This is a genomic window from Kitasatospora sp. NPDC127035, assembly GCF_042726075.1.
Classification (GTDB): domain Bacteria; phylum Actinomycetota; class Actinomycetes; order Streptomycetales; family Streptomycetaceae; genus Kitasatospora.
The window spans coordinates 24,986-43,054 of the sequence record NZ_JBHXDN010000012.1 but is presented as its reverse complement, the minus strand read 5'-3'; the positions used below and the strand labels follow the sequence as shown (position 1 = coordinate 43,054).

Genomic DNA, 18,069 nt, shown 5'->3' with positions numbered 1-18,069 from the left:
GGCGTTGACGCCGGCCGGGGCACCCGAGACGGTGAGGCTGACGCTCTGCGCCGAACCGGTGGTGACGGCGGTGGTGATGTTCGCGCTGGTCGACGAACCGGCCACCACCGAACCCGAGTCGGGGCTCACGCCGACCGAGAAGTCGTTCGTCGGCTGGGTGTTGCTGGTGAACGCCTTGAAGATCTTGGTGAAGTCCCAGGTGTTCTGGCTGATCCCGGAGCAGTTGTCACGGGCGGTGGCGCCCGGGCAGCTGCCGTTGTCGCGCTGCAGCGCCCAGAACGACAGGGTGTTGATGCCCTTCGAGACCGCCCAGTTGTAGACGGTGGTCGCGTTGGCGAGCGTGAAGGTCTCGGCCGGACCGAAGTCGTCGACGCCGATCATCTCGGTGACGCCGATGGAGCCCCACAGCTGGGCGGGCGTCTTGGTCGGGTACAGCCGGGCCAGCTGGTTGTAGAGGCCGGTCGCCGCGGTCTGGGTGTCGGCGGCCATGTCGTGCTGGGCGTTGTCGTAGTAGTCGAAGGTCATCAGGTTGACGACGTCGATCCGGGCGTTGTTGGTGACCGCGTTCCGCAGCACCGCGAGGCCGCTGGCGGCCAGGCCGGTCGGCGTGGTCGGCAGGGTGTAGGAGAACTGGATCTGCCGGCCGTTGGCGGCGGCCCAGTCCTGCACCACCTTGATCGCCTTGTTGCGGCGGTCGATGCCCGCGGTGTTGTCCAGCGAGTCGACCTCGATGTCGAGGTCGATCCGGCTGATCTCGTACGTGGTGATCAGCTTCTGGTACGCGGCGGCGATCTGGTTGACGTCGGTGCAGCTGTCGGCCAGCTCGGTGCCGGTGGTGTCGGCGGTGTAGCCGCCGAAGGACGGGATGACGTCGCCGCCGTTGGCGCGGATGGTGGCGATGTCGGCGCCGAACGAGGACTGGGCGACCGGCAGCGAGGTGTCGCCGTTCCAGTACGGCGTGCACGAGCCCTTGGTCGCGGTCTGCAGGAACGCCATCGTCAGGTGCTTGGCACCGGACTGGGCGGCCAGGGCGGCCGGGCTCTCGCCGGTCCAGGCCTCGAAGTAGGGGGCGAACACCCGGGTGGGCAGCGGGGTGGCGGCGGCCGAGGCGGAGACCGACGAGGTGGTCGCTGCCGTGGGGGCCGCTCCCGCGGTGGTCGCCCCGGCGGCGACGATTCCGGCCGAGGCGGCCAGGGTGACACAGGCCGTCAGGGCGGCCTGAATCGTTCTGCGTAGACGCATTGGTTCTCCAACAGACTTGGTGGGGCCGGACGTTGGTGAAGTGTGCGGAGTTTCGCGGCGGAACGGTCGAACGGTGGGGGCCGTGGAGCGGGGCACTGTGGAGCGGGAGATGCGAACCGTGCGGCGGGGGCGGCGGAGCGGGCATGCGCACCCCGTGGACACGCGGCACGGACGGCCGGCGGTGCGCGAACGCGCGGACGCCGCAGCGGGTCTGGGGGTGGAGCATGGCAGGGCATGGCAGTGCCTCAGCCGCCGGTGGTCACACCCCCACAGTGCATCCCGGTCGGATCGACATGCTTATGGTTGGACTAGACCACTCGTCTGTCAAGACTCCTAACAGTTCGTCGGCGGAGCATGTGCGCCCACCTCGTGGCCGTGATCCGGCCTGCCGGCGGGCCGGGGCCGGCGGTGGGCCGGGTGGTTCGTGCCGCCGTCCGCCGGTGTGGTCACGGCAACGGCCGGCGCGGCGGTGGGCGGCGGCGCCGGGTGCGGTTCACGGCCGGCGCTCTGCGGCCCCGTCCGTCGTCCGGGCGCGCCGGCGCCGGACGCACAGGCGGTGGCGCAGGCCGCCCGCTGACGGCGGGCGTGCGGGCGCCGGGCATGCGGGTGCCGTGGCCGCGCGCTGGTCGACGCGCGCGGCCACGGCGGCCCGGCGCTCAGGACACCGGGCCGTCCAGGGTCTGCCGGACCGGCTCAGGCCGGCGGGCAGAGGGTGGAGCGCAGTGCGTCGAGGATCTTCTCCGCCTTCTCGGCGCCGAAACCCTGAGGACGGTCGGGTGTGGTGAACCGCTGGTCGGCGAGCTCGACCAGCTTGGCCCTGTCCTTGGGGAACTGGTACATCGACTGGCACTGGGCGCGAGCCCTGTCGACGGCCTGCTCCGGCTTGCCGCCCACGATCGCCGGGTCGATCGCGTCCAGCGCGGCGACCAGTTGGGCGGAGACGTCGGCGGCCGGCTTGCTCGGCAGGCCCGCGTCCGTGGGCGGGGCCGGCTTGGGCGGTGCGGAGGCCGGGGCCCCCGGGGAGTCGGCGGCGCCGGGGGAGCTCGGGGCGGGAGCGGCGGTCGCGCCGGGCGCGGTGGCGCCCGGAGCGTCCGGGGTGGCCGCCGGGGTGGGCGGGGCGCCGGTCGCGGACCCGGTCGGGGCTCCGGACGTGCCCCCGCCGGTGGTCGCGCCGGTGGCGGTCGGGGCCGGGGCGGACGCGGTGGCGGTCGGGGTGTCGCCGGTGGACGTGGCGGGGGTGCCGGATGCGGAGGCGCCGGCCGCGGCGGTGCCGGACTCCGAGCCGGAGCAGGCGGCGAGGCTCACCGCGGCGAATGCCGTGAGGGTGGCGGCGAGGAGACGAGTGCGCATGTCGTCACACTGTCATGTCCGCGCCGCTCAGGGGAAGATCTGCCGAACCGGAGATCCAGGTCACCGGCCCGGTCGGGCGGTGGTCACCCGGCGGCTCCGGGTGGAGCTCCGGACGGCTCCGGGCGGTCCTCCGATCGGCGCTCGACGGCGAGGGACGGCTGGGGGCGACGGGGGACGGCTGGGGGTGGCAGGGCGGCGGGCGCGGTCCGGCCGCGAGAGGTCCGCGCCGGGTGTCCGCCCCGGAGGTGTCCGCGCAAGGGTGATCCGCCCGCGCGCGGGGCCGTCCTCCCGACCGGCCCCGCGCGACGCGGTGTCAGCCGAGCCCGTTGCTCTTCAGCCAGTCCTTGGCCACCGCCGACGGGTCCTCCTTGTCGATCGCGACCTTCTTCATCAGCGCCAGCAGGCCGGCCGTGTCCAGCTTGGCCGACACCGCGTTGAGCGCGGCCGACGACGTCGCGTCCACCTTCGCCTTGTTGACCAGCGGGGTGACGTTCTGCGCACCGAACAGGTTCTTCGGGTCGGTGAGCGCGACGAGCTTCAGCTGGGCGATCTTCGGGTCGGTGGAGAAGACGTTGCCGACCTGGATCGACCCGTCCTTCACGGCGTTGGCGGTGGTCTCGCCGGTGGGCTTCCACTCCTTGAAGGTCAGCCCGTAGACGTCCTTGAGCGGCTGCTCCTGGCGCGACTTGAACTCCGGCGGGCCGCCGATGGTGAACTCGCCCGCCTTTCCGGCCAGGTCGGCGATGCTCTTGAGGCCGTACTTGTCGGCGCTCTCCTGGCTGACGCTCAGGGTGTCCTTGTCCTCGGCGGGGGAGGAGTCGAGGATCGCCAGCGAGGCCGGCAGCGTCTTCGCCAGCTCGGCGTTGACCGCGTCCTTGGTGGGCTCGGCCGTCTTGCCGCCGAGGTAGGCGAGCAGGGCGCCGTTGTACTCGGGCAGGACGGTCAGGCTGCCGTTCTGCAGCTGCCCGTAGAGCACCTCGCGGCTGCCGATGTTGAACTTCTCCTCGACCTTGACGCCCTTGGCCTTGAGCGCCTGCGAGTAGATCGAGCCGAGCAGCACGTTCTCGGGGAAGTTGGCCGAGCCGACCACCACCGTGCCGCCGGACCCCGCGCCCGTCGCGGCGGAGCCGCCGGCCGTCGAGGGTGCGGCGGCCAGCGGGTCGCCGCCGGAGGAGCCGCAGGCGGTGGCGGTGAGGGCGAGTGCGGCCAGGGCGGCGAGGGCGGCGGCCCGGTGGCCGGTTGCTCTGCGCGGCACGGATGTCGACATGGTGATACGGGTCCTTTCGGGATGTACGTGTCGGGTGTCAGGTGCGTCGGGAGTCTGAGGACGTGGGGGCTCCGGCCGCCCCGGGAGGCCCGGGGCGGCCGGAACGCGGAGCTGTCGCGGCGCGCCCCGGGCGGCACGGACCGCCCGGAGGGCCCGGTCCTCCCGGGCGCTCCGGTGGCCGTCCGGCGTCACGACGGCTGCCGCGACGCGGCCCGCTGCTGTGCGCGCAGGCCGGGAGGCAGCGCGTACCGGGCGAGCAGGGCGAAGAACAACTGGGCGGCGACGGCGAGCAGCACGACCAGCAGCGCGCCGCCGATCGTCATCGCGAAGTCCCGGGTGGCCAGGCCGTCGATGACGTACCGGCCGAGCCCGCCGAGCCCGACGTAGGCGGCCACCGTCGCGGTCGCGATGACCTGGACGGTCGCCGTCCGGAAGCCGGCCAGCAGGGTGGGGAGGGAGGACGGCAGGCAGACCTGCCACAGCACCTGCGGGTGCGTCAGCCCGACGCCCCGCGCCGCGTCCCGGACGTCCGGGTCGGTGCCGCGCACCCCCTCGACCGCCGCGACCAGCAGGGGCGGCGCGGCCAGCGCGACGAGCGGGAACAGGACGGCGGTGTCGCCGACCCCTGCCAGCAGCACCGCCAGCGTCACCAGCCCGAGCGTCGGCAGGGCGCGGGCGGCGCCGGCCATCGCGGTGACCACGGTGACGCCCCGTCCGGTGTAGCCGATCAGCAGTCCGAGCGGGACGGCCAGCACCGCGGCGTACAGCAGCGCCTCGCCGGAGAGCAGCAGGTGTTCGGCGATCCGGTGGACGATCGCGTTCGGACCGCTCCGGCGGTCCGGGGCGGAGAAGAAGTCCCCCAGCCAGCTGAGCCAGTTCACCGGCCCGCCCCCTTCTCCCGGACGGCCCAGGGCGCGAGCACGCGGCGGGCGCCGACGAGCACGAGGTCCACGGCCAGGGCGAGTGCGGCGATCAGTACGATGCCGGCCACGATCGGCGTCGGGAAGGTGCGCTGGAACCCGTCGATGAAGAGGTAGCCGAGCCCGCCGCGGCCGACCAGGGCGCCGACCGAGGCGAGCGAGATGCTGGAGACCGCGGCGACCCGCAGGCCGGCCACCAGGTACGGCACGGAGGCGGGCAGCTCGACGGCGGCCAGCCGGTGCCACGGCCCGTAGCCCATGGCGGTGGCCGCCTGCCGGACCGCGTCCGGGACGGCGCGCAGGCCGTCCACGGTGGTCGGCAGCAGGACGGCGACCGCGTAGAAGGTGAGCGGGATCATCACGGTGGCCTGGGTGGCCAGCCCGGTGTAGGGGATGAGCACCACGAAGACGGCCAGCGAGGGCAGGGCGTAGACGATGTTGAAGACGGCGGCGAGCGGCTGGTACAGGCGGGGGAAGCGGGTGCAGGCGAGGCCGAGCGGGATCGCCAGCAGCAGGCCGATCAGCACCGGGAGCAGCGCGATGACGGCGTGGTCGGCCAGCAGGTCGCCGAGGTAGCCGAGATGGTCGCCGATCCAGTACCAGCGGATGATCGGTTCATCGTCCACCGCCGGCTCCGTCCGCGTCGCTTCCGGTCCCGGTTCCGGCGCCGGCCTCGCCCGCTCGTGCCTCGCCTGCTCCGGTGCCGCCGGCGCGCGTGGCCACGTCCGGCCCGCCGGGCCCGGCGGATCGTCCGACCGTCACCGTCGGCGCCCCGGCGAGCGCGGCCAGGACGGCCTCCCGGTCCGCCGTGCCGGTGGCCCGGCCGTCGGCGTCCAGTGCGACCGCGACCCCGGAGGGGGACAGCACGGCGGCGTCCAGTGCGCCGCGCAGGGTGTCGGCCTCGGGGTGGAACCCGGGCGCCGGGTGCAGGACGGCGGAGGCCGCGTCCCGGTCTATCCAGCCGATCGGCCGGCGCTCGTCGTCCAGCGCCAGCTCCCAGCCGCCGTACCTCGGCCCGTCGTGGACCGGGTGCACGGCGACGGTGCGTGCGGAGCGCAGGCCGAGCCCGCGCAGGCCCCGGTCACGGCCGAGGAACGCGGCGACGTCCTCGTCGGCGGGCGCGGTGAGCAGCGTGTGCGGGTCGGCGAGCTGGGCGATCCGGCCCTGCTCGCGCAGCACCACGACCTGGTCGCCGAGCCGGACGGCCTCCTCGATGTCGTGGGTGACGAACAGGACGGTCTTGTGGAGCTCGGACTGGAGCCGCAGCAGTTCCTCCTGGAGCCCGGCCCGCACCACCGGGTCGACGGCGCTGAACGGTTCGTCCATCAGCAGGACCGGCGGGTCGGCGGCCAGCGCCCGGGCGACGCCGACCCGCTGCTGCTGGCCACCGGAGAGCTGGAACGGGTACCGCTTGGCGGTCTCGGGCGCGAGCCCGACCAGGTCGAGCAGCTCGGCCGCCCTGGCGCGGGCCTTCTTCCGGTCCCAGCCGAGCAGGTAGGGGACCGTCGCGATGTTGTCGATCACCCGCCGGTGCGGGAACAGCCCGGCTTGCTGGATCACGTACCCGATGCCGCGCCGCAGTTTGGCCGGGTCCAGGCGGGCGACGTCGTCCCCGTCCAGCAGGACCCGCCCCGAGGTCGGCTCGACCATGCGGTTGACCATGCGCAGCAGGGTCGTCTTGCCGCAGCCGGACGGGCCGACCAGCACGGTCGTGCGCCCGGTGGGGACGTCGAGGTCGAGGCCCTCGACGGCGATGGTGCCGTCGGGGTGGCGCTTGCCCGCGCCGTCGAATCTGATCACGGGGAGTTTCCTCGTCTCGGCGGCCCCCGGTGGCGGCGCCGATGGTGGTGTAGGTCGGTCGATAGGCGGTGGGAGAGTGACGGACGGTCGGGTCGGTGGCGTTTTGTCGACAAACTGCGGCGTGTGACGTCGTCGTCTGCCCGGGCGTTCCTCCGCCCGCGTGGCTGCCCAGTATCGAACCGGCTGAAACTCCGATCAGCCTATGACCTCATGAACCTCCTGTCCCTGATTTCCCGGCCGCCGCAGGACGGCGGACGATCCAGCGGCGTCGAGGCCGGCGGATCGGCGGCGTCCTGCGGCGCCGGTTTCACGGTCCTGGCGCGGGATCAGCCGCCCTGACGCGTCGGCAGTCCGGCGGCGGCCCACCCGACGAAACCGCCGTCGAGGTCGGTCGCCCGGTGCAGACCCAGCTCGCGCAGCGAGGCGGCCGCCAGGCTCGACGCGTACCCCTCCGAGCAGACCACGACCACCGCCACGTCGTGTCCCGCGGCCTCCGGGATCCGGTGACTGCCCGTCGGGTCGAGCCGCCACTCCAACACGTTCCGCTCGATGATCAGCGAGCCCGGGATCTCCCCCTCGGCCGCCCGCTGCGCCGCCGGCCGGATGTCCACCAGCAGGGCGCCGTCCAGCTGGGCCCGGTAGGCCTCCTCGGCCCCCGGCCGGTGGACCCCCTCACGGGAGCGCGCCACCAGGTCGTCGATCGTGGTCACCACTGTTCGGGTCCTTCCTCGGAGGTGCGGACCAGGCCGCCGGCCCGCAGTTCGTAGTGCGCCATGGAGCTGAGCGGCGGCGAGTACGCGTGCAGCGTGACCGCCGGTCCGGACGCGGTGTTGCGGACGTCGTGCACGTACTCGGGCCCGAACGCGCGGGTGGTTCCGGACTGGATCCGGCGGATCAGCAGGCCCTGCTCCGGGCCGCCGAGCGACAGCTCCTCCAGCTCGCCCAGCGCCACGGTGAACGCGCCGCGCGAGCCGCCGTGGTCGTGGAACCCGGTCGACTGGCCGGGCAGCCAGCTGATCAGCCAGACCTCGTGGTCGTCGTCGGCGACCAGCCGCCGGTACCAGCGCTCCTCGGTGGAGAGCCGGACGTGGTGGATCCACTGGTCGGGCTGCTCGGCCAGCTCGCGGACGACGGCCCGCAGCGCGCTCGGGGTGAGCGGTACCCGGCCCTCCTCGGTGACGACGGTGCCGGACCCGGTCGGGGCCGCCGTGCCGGTCGCTCTCCCGGCCGCGCTGCCGCCGGGAGCGTCGGCGCCGGCGGTGGAGGCGCCGGTGACGGGGGCGCCGGGGGCGGACGTGCCGGGAACGGGGGCGCCGGGGACGGACGCGGCCGGGGAGGCGGTGGCAGGGGACGCCGCAGCCGAGGTGGCGGCGGCGGATGCGACGGATACGGCGGAGGCGAGCGTGTCGGTGGCGAGGTCCAGGCTCATGTGGGTGTCCTCGGGGAAGGCGGGCGCTGGGTGGTGCCGTGCGGCGGCGGTACGGCCGTGCCCGGGTGCGGTGCGCCGGGCCGACGGGGCGGCCGGAGGCGGGTCACACGGGGAGGCGCGTCAGGAGAGCGGGTGCGCGGCGCGGGTCCTGGGGAGGGTCACAGGGAGGGGCCGGCGGGGAAGGACAGGGTCAACAGGCACAGATGGAACTCGCCTGGCGTCGGAGATCGACGTGCAGGCGGCAGACCAGAGTGGTGCCGGAGTCCATGCGCCGGATCCTTCCCGACGGAACGGGCACGAGTCAAGCGAGCACCCTCATGGTCGCGGGCCGCGCGCCCGATCGGGCGGGGCGGGCGGACCGGTCGGCGGACCGCCCGCCACCTCGGCGTCCGGCGCCGGAGCGGGCCCGGGCAGAGGAACCGACGCGGCCCCCGACGGGGGCGCCGGTCCGGTGCCGGGGGCGGCCCCGGAAGCGGTATCGGCGGCGGTCCCGGCCGGGGTCCCGGTCCCGGTTCCGGAGCCCGAACCGGCCCGGGTCCCGGACGTGGCTCTCGGCCCGGCGCCGGACAGGGCCGCCTTCACCGCGGGTTCGGCCTGCTCGCCGAGGTACCGGCCGAGGGTCTGGTAGGCGTCGAACTGCCGGTGGTCGAACCACTGGTCGCTGGTGCTGTCGTTCGGGAAGGACGCGTCGGTCATCGCGTACGCGTGCAACTCGTACGGCATGCCGGCGGTGAGGGCGGCCTGGGCGACGATCAGCGTGCCCCGCCGGGCGGCCGACGGATCGGCGCCGTCCGCGGAGCGGCCGTCGTCCAGGTCGAGCGGCCACGGGTACTCGATGTCACCGACGACCACCGCCCGGGCGGAGAGCCGGTCGGCCAGCCGCGCCGCCAGGCCGCGCAGTGGCGGGTGCCCGGCCCCGTCGGAGGAGGGGCTCCCGTGGGGGCCGTCCCCGGCGGCGCCCGCGGTCCCGGCGCTGCCCGGGATCAGCAGGTCCGGTTCGCGGAGGGTGATGGTGATGCCCAGCTCCTCGCGGGCCAGGGTGATCGCCGCCGCCAGGGTGGCGGCGAAGGTCGAGTCGCCGCTGGCGTCGATGCAGACCGCCGTCCGCACGCCGTGCCGCAGGAGTTCGACGAGTCCGAGGTTCTCGTAGTGGCCGCCGTCGGTGGTGAGCAGGAACCGCGCGTCCATCGGGTACCGGCCGCAGACCTCGCGCAGCTGGTAGGGGAGCCGGCGGACGGCGGGCTGCGGCGCGTACCGCCAGTCCCGGTCGGCGGCCCAGAGCGGGGCGAGCGCCGCCGGGTTGGGCAGCCAGGTCCCGAGCCGCGCGTTGGTGATCGCGAACAGCCCCTGGTAGCCGCGCGACTGACGGCCCATCGCGGACGAGAACGCCGCGCCGGAGACGGCCATCGCGGACTGCACCGTGAGGTCCCGGCCGATGTGCCGCCGGGTGCGTCGCTCCAGCAGGTCGGTGCGGGCGTACCCGACGTCCGGTCCGCCCACGTAGTCGGACGAGAAGGTGAACGAGACCGCCCGGCGGCCGGGCGGCGTGCGCGCGTTGCCGGAGAGGTTGGCCGCCGCGGCGAAGATCACCTGCGGGAAGTCGGGGTGCCGGGCGCCGTAGTGGCTGAGGCGGGTCTGCTCGCGGAAGAAGTGGTACGGCCGGGCGAGCACCTCCCCGCCGTCACGGTCACTGGCACTGGCACTGGCACTGGCACCGGCACCGTCCTGGCCGCCGTCACCGCGCTCGACCGAGCGGCGGACGGCGAACGCGGCGGCGAGGCGCCGACGGTAGAAGGGGTGCAGGCCCATCCATGTCTGGTCGAGGTTGAGGCCGACGGTGCCGAGGACCAGGGGCAGCAGGAGCTGCGCGGCCGGCGGCCAGGCGTGCCCGGTGGCCACCGCCCAGCCGAGCGCCAGCAGCGCGCCCGCGGTGAGCGCGGCCAGCGCCGACCAGAGCACCAGGTACTCGGCGATCCGCCCGGTGAGGCTGCCGCCGATCCGCCGGGTGCCGCGGACCAGCCCGCCGAGCACCGCCGCCCCTTGTTCGATGGCGTGCCGGCCGTGCCAGAGGATCCCGAGCAGCAGGGCCAGGTAGCTGAGCAGCACGGTGGCGCTTATGCCGGCGCCGGTCTGCCGTGCGCCGACGGCGAGCGCCTGTTGCAGCCGGACCGCGCCCCAGGCCAGCCCGGGTACGGCCAGGACGCCGAGCGTGACCAGGGCCGCCACGGCGAGTGCGGCCTGCGAGAACCGGCGCAGGACGCGCGGCAGGAGGGTGTCCCAGCCGAGCCAGGAGAAGGTCAGCAGCCAGAGCAGCCAGCCCAGGGCGGCCGCCGTCAGCAGCCCGGCCAGGGTGAGCAGGGCGGGGGCGCGGAGGGCGAGCGGGCCGAGCCCGGGCCCGCCGACGCCGCCCCCGGTGACCGGGCCTTGGGTGTGCAGGCCGACGGCGGCCAGGGCGTCCAGGTCGGTGAGCGGTACGAGGTGGTAGAAGCGGCTCAGCCCCAGGCCGATCACCAGGACGGAGGCGAGCAGCAGGGCGAGCGCCGCGACGAGGCCGCGCAGCAGCGTGCCCAGGGCGACCAGCCACTCGCCCGCGCCGTCCGCCAGGTACTTGGCGTGGCGTCGGAGGTGGTCCTCCTCGGGGGATCCGGGCTCCAGCACGGTGTCGGCGGTCAGACCGGAGACGGCCCGGACGGGGCAGGCCGGCGCGGAGTCGCTGAGCGCCAGCTGCATGGCGCCGACCGTGTAGCCGCCGCCGGAGACGGAGACCAGGTAGCGGGCTTGCTTCAGCCACGGGCGCAGGGACTGGAGGGCCCCGAGGGTGACGCAGGCCGAGCGGATGCCGCCGCCGGAGACGCAGAAGCCGAGCGGGGCGTGCTCGCGGCCGGGCGGGACCCGGGCGGCGTTGCGCCAGCGGGCCTGTCGGGTGAGCGGCCCGTGGGTCCGAGGTCCGGGTGGCCACCGTCCGCCCCGCGCCGTCGCCACCGGCCACGGGGGGATCAGCTCCGGTCCGCGGTCCGGTTCGGCGTCGGGTCCGCCGTCGGGTCCGTGATCCGGTCCGCCGTCCGGTTCGTCGCCGTGGACGGCGCTCGACCCGGCCTCCGGTACGACGCTCGTCCCGCCGTTCGGCCCGCGGTTCGGACCGTGGGTCGTCTCGCCGTCCGGCCCGCCGTTCGGCCCGCCGGCCGTCTCCTCCGCAGGCCGCCGCAGCACCCCGCGCGCGGCCCGGTGGACGGTGGCGGAGCAGACCACCGTGCCGACCACCCCCGCGGGCAGGAGCAGCAGCCACTTCACGGTGGCGAACGCGGCCGCCGCCAGGAAGGGTGTGTCACCGCCCGCCGGTCCGGGACCGCCCCCGCCCAGCCCGGCGTCGAGCAGGAGGTCCTCGGCGAGGTCACAGGCACCCGCCAGCACGCCCGCGAGGCCGGCGACGAGCGCGACCAGCCTCCAGTGCGGCCGCGTGAACACGTATCCGCCGAGCATCCCGGCGGCCGTCAGCGTCACCGAGTAGCCGCAGACCAGCCAGAGGTCCGCGTCCAGGGACGCGCGGAAGTCGGCGGCCCGGTCGGCGACCACGGCCGCGGCGGCGGAGCGGGAGCCGGCCAGCTGGAGGCGGATGTCCCGGGCGCCCTGGCCGTCCGCCGTCCACCGCGCGAAGAGCAGCCACCCGAGGGCGGCCGGTACCGGGACGCCGAGCCCGAGCAGGACTCCGGCCCACGCCGGTACCGGGCGTCGGCGCGCCGGGTGCGGAGGCGCCGGGTACGAGCGGGCCGGGTGCGCGGGGCCTCCGCCCTCCTCGGGTACAGCCGTCACGTCCACCTCCCCCTGCACACGCGTGAACGACCGAACGCCGGGGCCGGGGACCGGCGGTGGCTCACCGTCGGCGACCGCCCGGCGACGGACCGGAGCAGCATCATCAACCCTCTTGCCCGGACCCGCACCACCTCGCACACGATTCACCCGAATGAGTAAGGCGAGCACTGCCGGGGTAGATGACCGTTTCATCCCATCTACGAGACCCCGCGTGTCCGCGTAACAGGATCGCCCCGGGCGCGTTACGTCCGACGTATTGTCAGGCGACCGAGGCCGGGCCTACGGTCGACGCACCAACTTTCTACGCACGTAGACACCGTGCACGGTCGTGCCGGAACGCGCCGGCGCGCGGAGCCGTGCGCGGCGCTCCACGTGGCCCGTAGTGCGGTGCCGTCCGCGGTGCCGCAGGCAGAACCGCCCCGTCAACCCTCAGACCGCAGGCCCGACCCCCGGACGGACCGCGGAGTTGCGGAGGTACCCATGTCGCAGATCGTCCGTGCCGCCCTCGTCCAGACCCGGTGGACCGGCGACCAGGAGAGCATGATCGCCCTCCACGAGCGGTACGCCCGCGAGGCCGCCGCGCAGGGCGCGCAGATCCTCGGCTTCCAGGAGGTCTTCAACGCCCCGTACTTCTGTCAGGTCCAGGAACCCGAGCACTACCGCTGGGCCGAGCCCGTGCCCGACGGACCCACCGTCCGCCGGATGGCCGAACTCGCCCGCGAACTCGGCCTCGTCCTCGTCGTCCCCGTCTACGAGGAGGAGCAGCCCGGCGTCTACTACAACACCGCCGCGGTGATCGACGCCGACGGCAGCTACCTCGGCAAGTACCGCAAGCACCACATCCCGCAGGTCAAGGGCTTCTGGGAGAAGTACTACTTCAAGCCCGGCAACGTCGGCTGGCCCGTCTTCGACACCGCCGTCGGCAAGGTCGGCGTCTACATCTGCTACGACCGCCACTTCCCCGAGGGCTGGCGGGCCCTGGGACTCGCCGGCGCGCAGATCGTCTACAACCCCTCCGCCACCAGCCGCGGCCTCTCCGCGTACCTCTGGCAGCTCGAACAACCCGCTGCCGCCGTCGCCAACGAGTACTTCGTCGCCTCCATCAACCGCGTCGGCACCGAGGAGTACGGCGACAACGACTTCTACGGGACCTCCTACTTCGTCGACCCGCGCGGACGGTTCGTCGGCGAGGTCGCCTCCGACAAGGAGGAGGAACTCGTCGTCCGCGACCTCGACATGGGCCTCATCGAGGAGGTCCGGCAGCAGTGGGCGTTCTACCGCGACCGCCGCCCCGACGCGTACGGGCCGCTGGCCGAGGCGTGAGGGGGACGACCACACCATGACCACCCGCACCGTCATCCGCGGCGGCCTCGTCATCACCGCCACCGAGGAACTCCGCGCCGACGTCCTCATCGAGGGCGAGCGCATCGTCGCCCTCGCCACCACCGGCAGCGAGGCCGCCCTCGCCTGGACCGCCGACACCCTGATCGACGCCGCCGGCCACTACGTGATCCCGGGCGGCGTCGACGCCCACACCCACATGGAACTGCCGTTCGGCGGGACCCACGCCTCCGACACCTTCGAGACCGGCACCCGCGCGGCCGCCTGGGGCGGCACCACGACCATCGTCGACTTCGCCGTCCAGCCCGTCGGCGGCAGCCTCCGCGAAGGTCTCGACGCCTGGCACGCCAAGGCCGACGGCACGTGCGCCGTCGACTACGCCTTCCACACCATCGTCTCCGACGTCAACGACGCGGTCCTCAAGGAGATGGACGCCCTCGTCGACTCCGGCGAGTCCACCTCCTTCAAGCTGTTCATGGCCTACCCCGGCGTCTTCTACAGCGACGACGGCCGCATCCTGCGCGCCATGCAGCGCGGCGCCGCCAACGGCGGGCTGATCATGATGCACGCCGAGAACGGCATCGCCATCGACGTCCTCGTCGAACAGGCCCTCGCCGCCGGCCGCACCGCCCCCCGGTACCACGGCGAGGTCCGCCGCGAACTCCTGGAGGCCGAGGCCACCCACCGCGCCATCAAGCTCGCCCAGGTCGCCGGCAGCCCCCTCTACGTCGTCCACGTCTCCGCGGCCTCCGCCCTCGCCGAACTCGCCCGGGCCCGCGACGAGGGCCTCCCCGTCTTCGGCGAGACCTGCCCCCAGTACCTCTTCCTCTCCACGGACAACCTCGCCGAGGAGGGCGCCGACGGCTTCGAGGGGGCCAAGTACGTGTGCAGCACGCCGCTGCGCCCCCGGGAGCACCAGGAGGCGCTCTGGCGCGGCCTGCGGACCAACGACCTCCAGGTGGTCTCCACCGACCACTGCCCGTTCTGCTACACCGGGCAGAAGGAGCTCGGCCGCGGCGACTTCTCGAAGATCCCCAACGGTCTGCCCGGCGTGGAGAACCGCATGGACCTGCTCCACCAGGCCGTGGTCGACGGGCGACTGAGCCGCCGCCGCTGGATCGAGATCGCCTGCACCACGCCCGCCCGGATGTTCGGCCTGCACCCGCGCAAGGGCACCATCGCTCCCGGTGCCGACGCCGACGTGGTCGTCTACGACCCCAACGCCGTCCAGACCGTCTCCGCCGCGAGCCACCACATGAACGTCGACTACTCGGCGTACGAGGGGCGCACGCTCACCGGCCGCGCCCGCACCGTCCTCTCCCGGGGCACGGTCGTCCTCGACCACGGCACCTGGCTCGGGCGGGCCGGCCACGGCACCTTCCTGCGCCGGGACACCTGCCGGTACCTGGACTGAGCCCCGCCCGTCCGGGCCCACCTCCCCGGCCTCCGGCCGTCCTTGCCCCTCCGCCCGCCCGGGTCACGGCCCGGGCGGGTTCCCGTTCCCCCTCCTCCCGACCTCCGGAGCCCGCCATGGACATCGGCCTCGTGCTGCAGACCGACCCGCCCGCCAGCCTGCTCGTCGACCGCATGGTCCGCGCCGAGCGGGCCGGCTTCAGTCACGGATGGACGTTCGACTCCTGCGTCCTGTGGCAGGAGCCCTTCGTCATCTACAGCCGCATCCTCGCCGAGACCAGCACGCTCACCGTCGGCTCGATGGTCACCAACCCCTCCACCCGGACCTGGGAGGTCACCGCCTCCCTCTTCGCCACCCTCAACGACATGTACGGCAACCGCACGGTCTGCGGCATCGGGCGCGGCGACTCCGCGATGCGGGTCGCCGGCCGGCATCCCGCCACCCTCGCCCGACTGTCCGAGGCCATGCACGCCATCAAGGAGCTGGCCGAGGGCCGGACCGCCGAGGTCGACGGCACGGAGATGCACCTGCCGTGGGTCGGCGAAGGCGCCGCCCTGCCGGTCTGGATGGGCGCCTACGGGCCCAAGGCCCTCGCCCTGACGGGGCGCCAGGCCGACGGCTTCATCCTCCAACTCGCCGACCCCTACCTCACCGAGTACATGGTCAAGGCCGTCCGCCGGGCCGCCACCGAGGCGGGCCGCGACCCCGACGCGGTGACCGTCTGCGTCGCCGCGCCCGCCTACGTCACCGCCGACGACTCGCCGGCCGCCCTCGCCCACGCCCGCGAACAGTGCCGCTGGTTCGGCGGCATGGTCGGCAACCACGTCGCCGACCTCGTCACCCACTACGGCGAGCACTCCGACCTCGTCCCCGAAGCCCTCACCGCCTACATCAAGGACCGGCAGGGCTACGACTACAGCCACCACGGCCGCGCCGGGAACCCCGACACCGCCTTCGTCCCCGACGAGATCGTCGACCGGTTCTGTCTCATCGGCCCGCCCGACGCCCACCTCGCCCGCCTCGAACAGCTCCGCTCCCTCGGCGTCGACCAGTTCGCCATCTACGCCATGCACGACGCCGTCGAGTCCACCATCGACGCCTACGGGACCGACCTCATCCCGCGCCTGCCGTAGCCAGGCCGCCCCGGCGCCACCACCCCCCGGAACCCACTTCGCAGGCGCGCGGGGAGGGTGCCTACCGCGCCAACGGGCCGCCCGCAGCACCAGCCGTCTCCCGCCAGTCGACCACGGATCGGGAAGACCGGCCGGAGCACCACAGGCCGGCGGGCGAGCGGCCGCGGGCCGGTGGCCCACTACGCCCGACTACGGCACGAGGAGGATGGAGTTGATCGGCGTGAAGTCGATCGAGGGGTAGTCACCCGTGGTGCGGTACGTGATCGAGCAGTCCGTGCCGTTGTAGCCCCGGCAGAGCTCGAAGCCCGCGCCGCCGGTCTGGCTGTTGGCGAGTATGTGGTACCCGGTGACGTTGTCGAGGTTGTGGGCGCCGTAGCTGTAGAAGATGTTCTTGCTCAGGATGTCTCCGCCGAACTCGCGGATACAGACCGCCCCGCTCGGGCACGTCGTCGCCGCCACGGCGCCGGGGGCCGCGGCGATCCCCGTTCCCACGGCGAGCGACAGGGCGGTCATGGCCATCGCGATCTTGCGCATGCTTCTTCCTCATCTCTTCTCGGACGGTTCAGGTGCGCCTTGGTGCCGTTCGCGCCGTCCCGGCCCCGGGATGCCGGACCGGACGTAGGGCCAACTGACGACGTCCGCGGTGGGCCGGTGACCGGTCGGTACGGCAGCCGTACGGACACGTACAGCCTGTCGATTGGCATGAACATTTGCAAGGAAGGGTAAGGAGGATGGCCGGTACGCCACTCTCCATGGCCGGCCGGACAGGCGGGCGATCTCCCGCACATGGCCCGCGGCGCCCAAGGCGGCACGGCGCCGGCAGACGGCGAAGGCGGCACCCCCACAGGCGCGGGGAGCAGGTCGAGGGGAAGCGCAGGGCGGAGGGCTGGCAGGGAACATCCCCGCAGGCGCGGGGAGCAGCTCTTGAGGAACTCCTTCACCCCGCCCGGGTCGGGAACAGCCCCGCAGGTGCGGGGAGCAGAGTTCGGGAGCTGGGGGGTTGTCAGGGGTGGTGGGTGGTTCGAGCAAGTTGCTGGGGTTCGGTCATTTCGGTCGTTCGGGGCGAGTTGGGCCGTCGGCGGGATCCGGCCGTCAGGTTACCGGGAGTGGGAGTCGGTGAGGCGGTCGATGGCGGTGAGGACCTTGGCGGTGCCGTCCTCGGCGGTGAGGGCGGTGGCGAGGGCCCGGGCGCAGTTGCGGTGGTGGGGGGTGTCGAGGGTCCGGCGGATCGCGGTGGCGAGGCGGGCGGCGGTGAGCTGGGGGAGGGGGACGGGGCCGGGGCTGGTGCCGAGGCGGGTGAGGCGGGTGGACCAGAACGGGGCGTCGAGCTGGGCCGGGACGGGGACGGTCGGTGTGCCGGCGCGGAGGGTGGCGGCGGCGGTGCCGGCGCCCGCGTGGTGGACGGTGGCGGCCACGCGGGGGAACAGCCAGTCGTGCGGGGTGTCGCCGATGGTGAGGACGTCGTCGCTGTCGGCGGTGACGAGGCCGCTCCAGCCGGACTGCAGGACGGCGCGGACCCGGGCGGCGCGCAGTGCGGCGAGGACCGTCCGGGTGAGGCGTTCGGGGTCGGGCACGACCAGGCTGCCGAAGCCCACGTAGACGGGCGGAGGCCCGGCGGCGAGGAAGTCGAGGAGCCGCTGCGGAGGTTGCCAGCCGGGATCGGTGTGCGGCCACCAGTACCCGGCGACGGCGAGCCCGGGGCGCCAGTCGGCGGGCCGCGGGACGACGACCGGAGAGAAGCCGTGCAGGACCGAGTGGGAGCTCCTCGCGTGCGCCACGCTCCGCTGGGGAAGGCCGAGTTGGCGGCGGAGACCGCGTACGGCCGGGGCGAAGAGGTGGTCGACGGCGGCCTGGACCGCGTGTCCGGCGAGCAGGTTGCCGGCCGCGCCGAGCGACCGGGTCCCGGTGACCACCGGGGCGAACTCCCTGGTCGGGGCCATGGGTTGGAGCTGGAGTGTCAGGGTGGGGATCCCGGCCGCCTCGGCGACCACCTGGCCGAGGGCGGCCGTGGTGCCGGTGGTGAGCAGCAGGTCCGCGCCGGCCGAGGTGGCCGCCGCGATGGCGTCGCCGAGCCCCGGCATGAACGACCGTGCAAGGCGCGTGAGGTGGACGATGCCGAGCGGGCCGGTGCCGGTCCGGAGGAGGTTCTGCCCCCGTTCGGAGGCGAGTTCGGCGCGCGGGTCGACGGGCAGCGGCCAGAACTCCAGGCCGGCGGACCGGACCGTGTCCGCGAAGGTGGTGTGGGTGGCGACGGCGACTTGGTGGCCGGCCGCGTGCAGCCGCGCTCCGAGCCCGGTGAAGGGGGCGACGTCGCCGCGTGAGCCGGCGGTGGCGATCAGGATGCGCATGGCGGAAGTATCCCG

At 74.1% G+C, this 18,069-nt stretch carries 15 protein-coding genes; 3 read left to right on the top strand and 12 right to left on the bottom strand.

What is annotated here, in order from left to right; all coding sequences use genetic code 11:
- The 10 genes from ACFWIC_RS10605 to ACFWIC_RS10560 all read right to left on the bottom strand — a co-directional run.
- Positions 1–1,242, bottom strand: a 1,242-nt coding sequence (locus tag ACFWIC_RS10605; protein ID WP_380517654.1) for a chitinase, incomplete at its 3' end; no start/stop codon positions are given.
- A gap of 693 nt (positions 1,243–1,935) precedes the next feature.
- On the bottom strand, positions 1,936–2,592 hold the full coding sequence (locus ACFWIC_RS10600; protein ID WP_380517651.1) for a hypothetical protein: 657 nt from the start codon (positions 2,590–2,592) through the stop codon (positions 1,936–1,938).
- Between the two features lie 313 nt (positions 2,593–2,905).
- Positions 2,906–3,859: an ABC transporter substrate-binding protein gene (locus ACFWIC_RS10595; protein ID WP_329879527.1), complete on the bottom strand. Its 954-nt coding sequence runs from the start codon at positions 3,857–3,859 to the stop codon at positions 2,906–2,908.
- A gap of 188 nt (positions 3,860–4,047) precedes the next feature.
- Positions 4,048–4,740 carry an ABC transporter permease gene (locus ACFWIC_RS10590; RefSeq protein WP_329879528.1) on the bottom strand — a complete coding sequence of 231 codons (693 nt, stop codon included), beginning with the start codon at positions 4,738–4,740 and terminating at the stop codon, positions 4,048–4,050.
- Complete coding sequence (locus tag ACFWIC_RS10585; protein WP_329879529.1) at positions 4,737–5,405, bottom strand: ABC transporter permease; 669 nt, start codon at positions 5,403–5,405, stop codon at positions 4,737–4,739. Before ACFWIC_RS10585 ends, ACFWIC_RS10590 begins: the two co-directional genes overlap by 4 nt.
- Complete coding sequence (locus ACFWIC_RS10580; protein ID WP_329950452.1) at positions 5,395–6,579, bottom strand: ATP-binding cassette domain-containing protein; 1,185 nt, start codon at positions 6,577–6,579, stop codon at positions 5,395–5,397. The genes ACFWIC_RS10585 and ACFWIC_RS10580 overlap by 11 nt, the downstream gene beginning before the upstream one ends.
- A gap of 326 nt (positions 6,580–6,905) precedes the next feature.
- Entirely contained in the window at positions 6,906–7,292 is a 387-nt protein-coding gene (locus ACFWIC_RS10575; RefSeq protein ID WP_329950453.1) for a rhodanese-like domain-containing protein, read from the bottom strand.
- Complete coding sequence (locus ACFWIC_RS10570; protein ID WP_380517646.1) at positions 7,286–8,008, bottom strand: cysteine dioxygenase; 723 nt, start codon at positions 8,006–8,008, stop codon at positions 7,286–7,288. The genes ACFWIC_RS10575 and ACFWIC_RS10570 overlap by 7 nt, the downstream gene beginning before the upstream one ends.
- 190 nt (positions 8,009–8,198) lie before the next feature.
- Positions 8,199–8,276, bottom strand: coding sequence for a putative leader peptide (locus tag ACFWIC_RS10565; RefSeq protein WP_101948289.1), 78 nt, complete (start codon positions 8,274–8,276; stop codon positions 8,199–8,201).
- A gap of 47 nt (positions 8,277–8,323) precedes the next feature.
- Positions 8,324–11,818, bottom strand: coding sequence for a hypothetical protein (locus ACFWIC_RS10560; protein ID WP_380517643.1), 3,495 nt, complete (start codon positions 11,816–11,818; stop codon positions 8,324–8,326).
- 480 nt (positions 11,819–12,298) lie between these two features.
- Here ACFWIC_RS10560 and ACFWIC_RS10555 point away from each other — a divergent pair, with 480 nt between their 5' ends.
- From ACFWIC_RS10555 to ACFWIC_RS10545, 3 genes are all read left to right on the top strand, one after another.
- Positions 12,299–13,141, top strand: coding sequence for a nitrilase-related carbon-nitrogen hydrolase (locus tag ACFWIC_RS10555; protein WP_380517640.1), 843 nt, complete (start codon positions 12,299–12,301; stop codon positions 13,139–13,141).
- A gap of 16 nt (positions 13,142–13,157) precedes the next feature.
- A complete protein-coding gene (gene hydA, locus ACFWIC_RS10550) occupies positions 13,158–14,573 on the top strand; it encodes a dihydropyrimidinase (RefSeq protein WP_355399700.1) in 1,416 nt (471 codons plus the stop codon).
- 116 nt (positions 14,574–14,689) lie between these two features.
- Positions 14,690–15,706, top strand: a complete 1,017-nt coding sequence (locus tag ACFWIC_RS10545) for a TIGR03842 family LLM class F420-dependent oxidoreductase (protein WP_380358660.1) — start codon at positions 14,690–14,692, stop codon at positions 15,704–15,706.
- Positions 15,707–15,895: 189 nt separating this feature from the next.
- On the opposite strand, the gene ACFWIC_RS10540 is transcribed toward ACFWIC_RS10545, so the two are convergent.
- Both ACFWIC_RS10540 and ACFWIC_RS10535 read right to left on the bottom strand, forming a co-directional pair.
- Positions 15,896–16,240: a hypothetical protein gene (locus ACFWIC_RS10540; protein ID WP_329879537.1), complete on the bottom strand. Its 345-nt coding sequence runs from the start codon at positions 16,238–16,240 to the stop codon at positions 15,896–15,898.
- Positions 16,241–16,803: 563 nt separating this feature from the next.
- Positions 16,804–18,054 (bottom strand): glycosyltransferase, encoded by a 1,251-nt coding sequence (locus tag ACFWIC_RS10535; protein ID WP_380517635.1) that lies wholly within the window; start codon positions 18,052–18,054, stop codon positions 16,804–16,806.
- Positions 18,055–18,069: the final 15 nt, after the last annotated feature.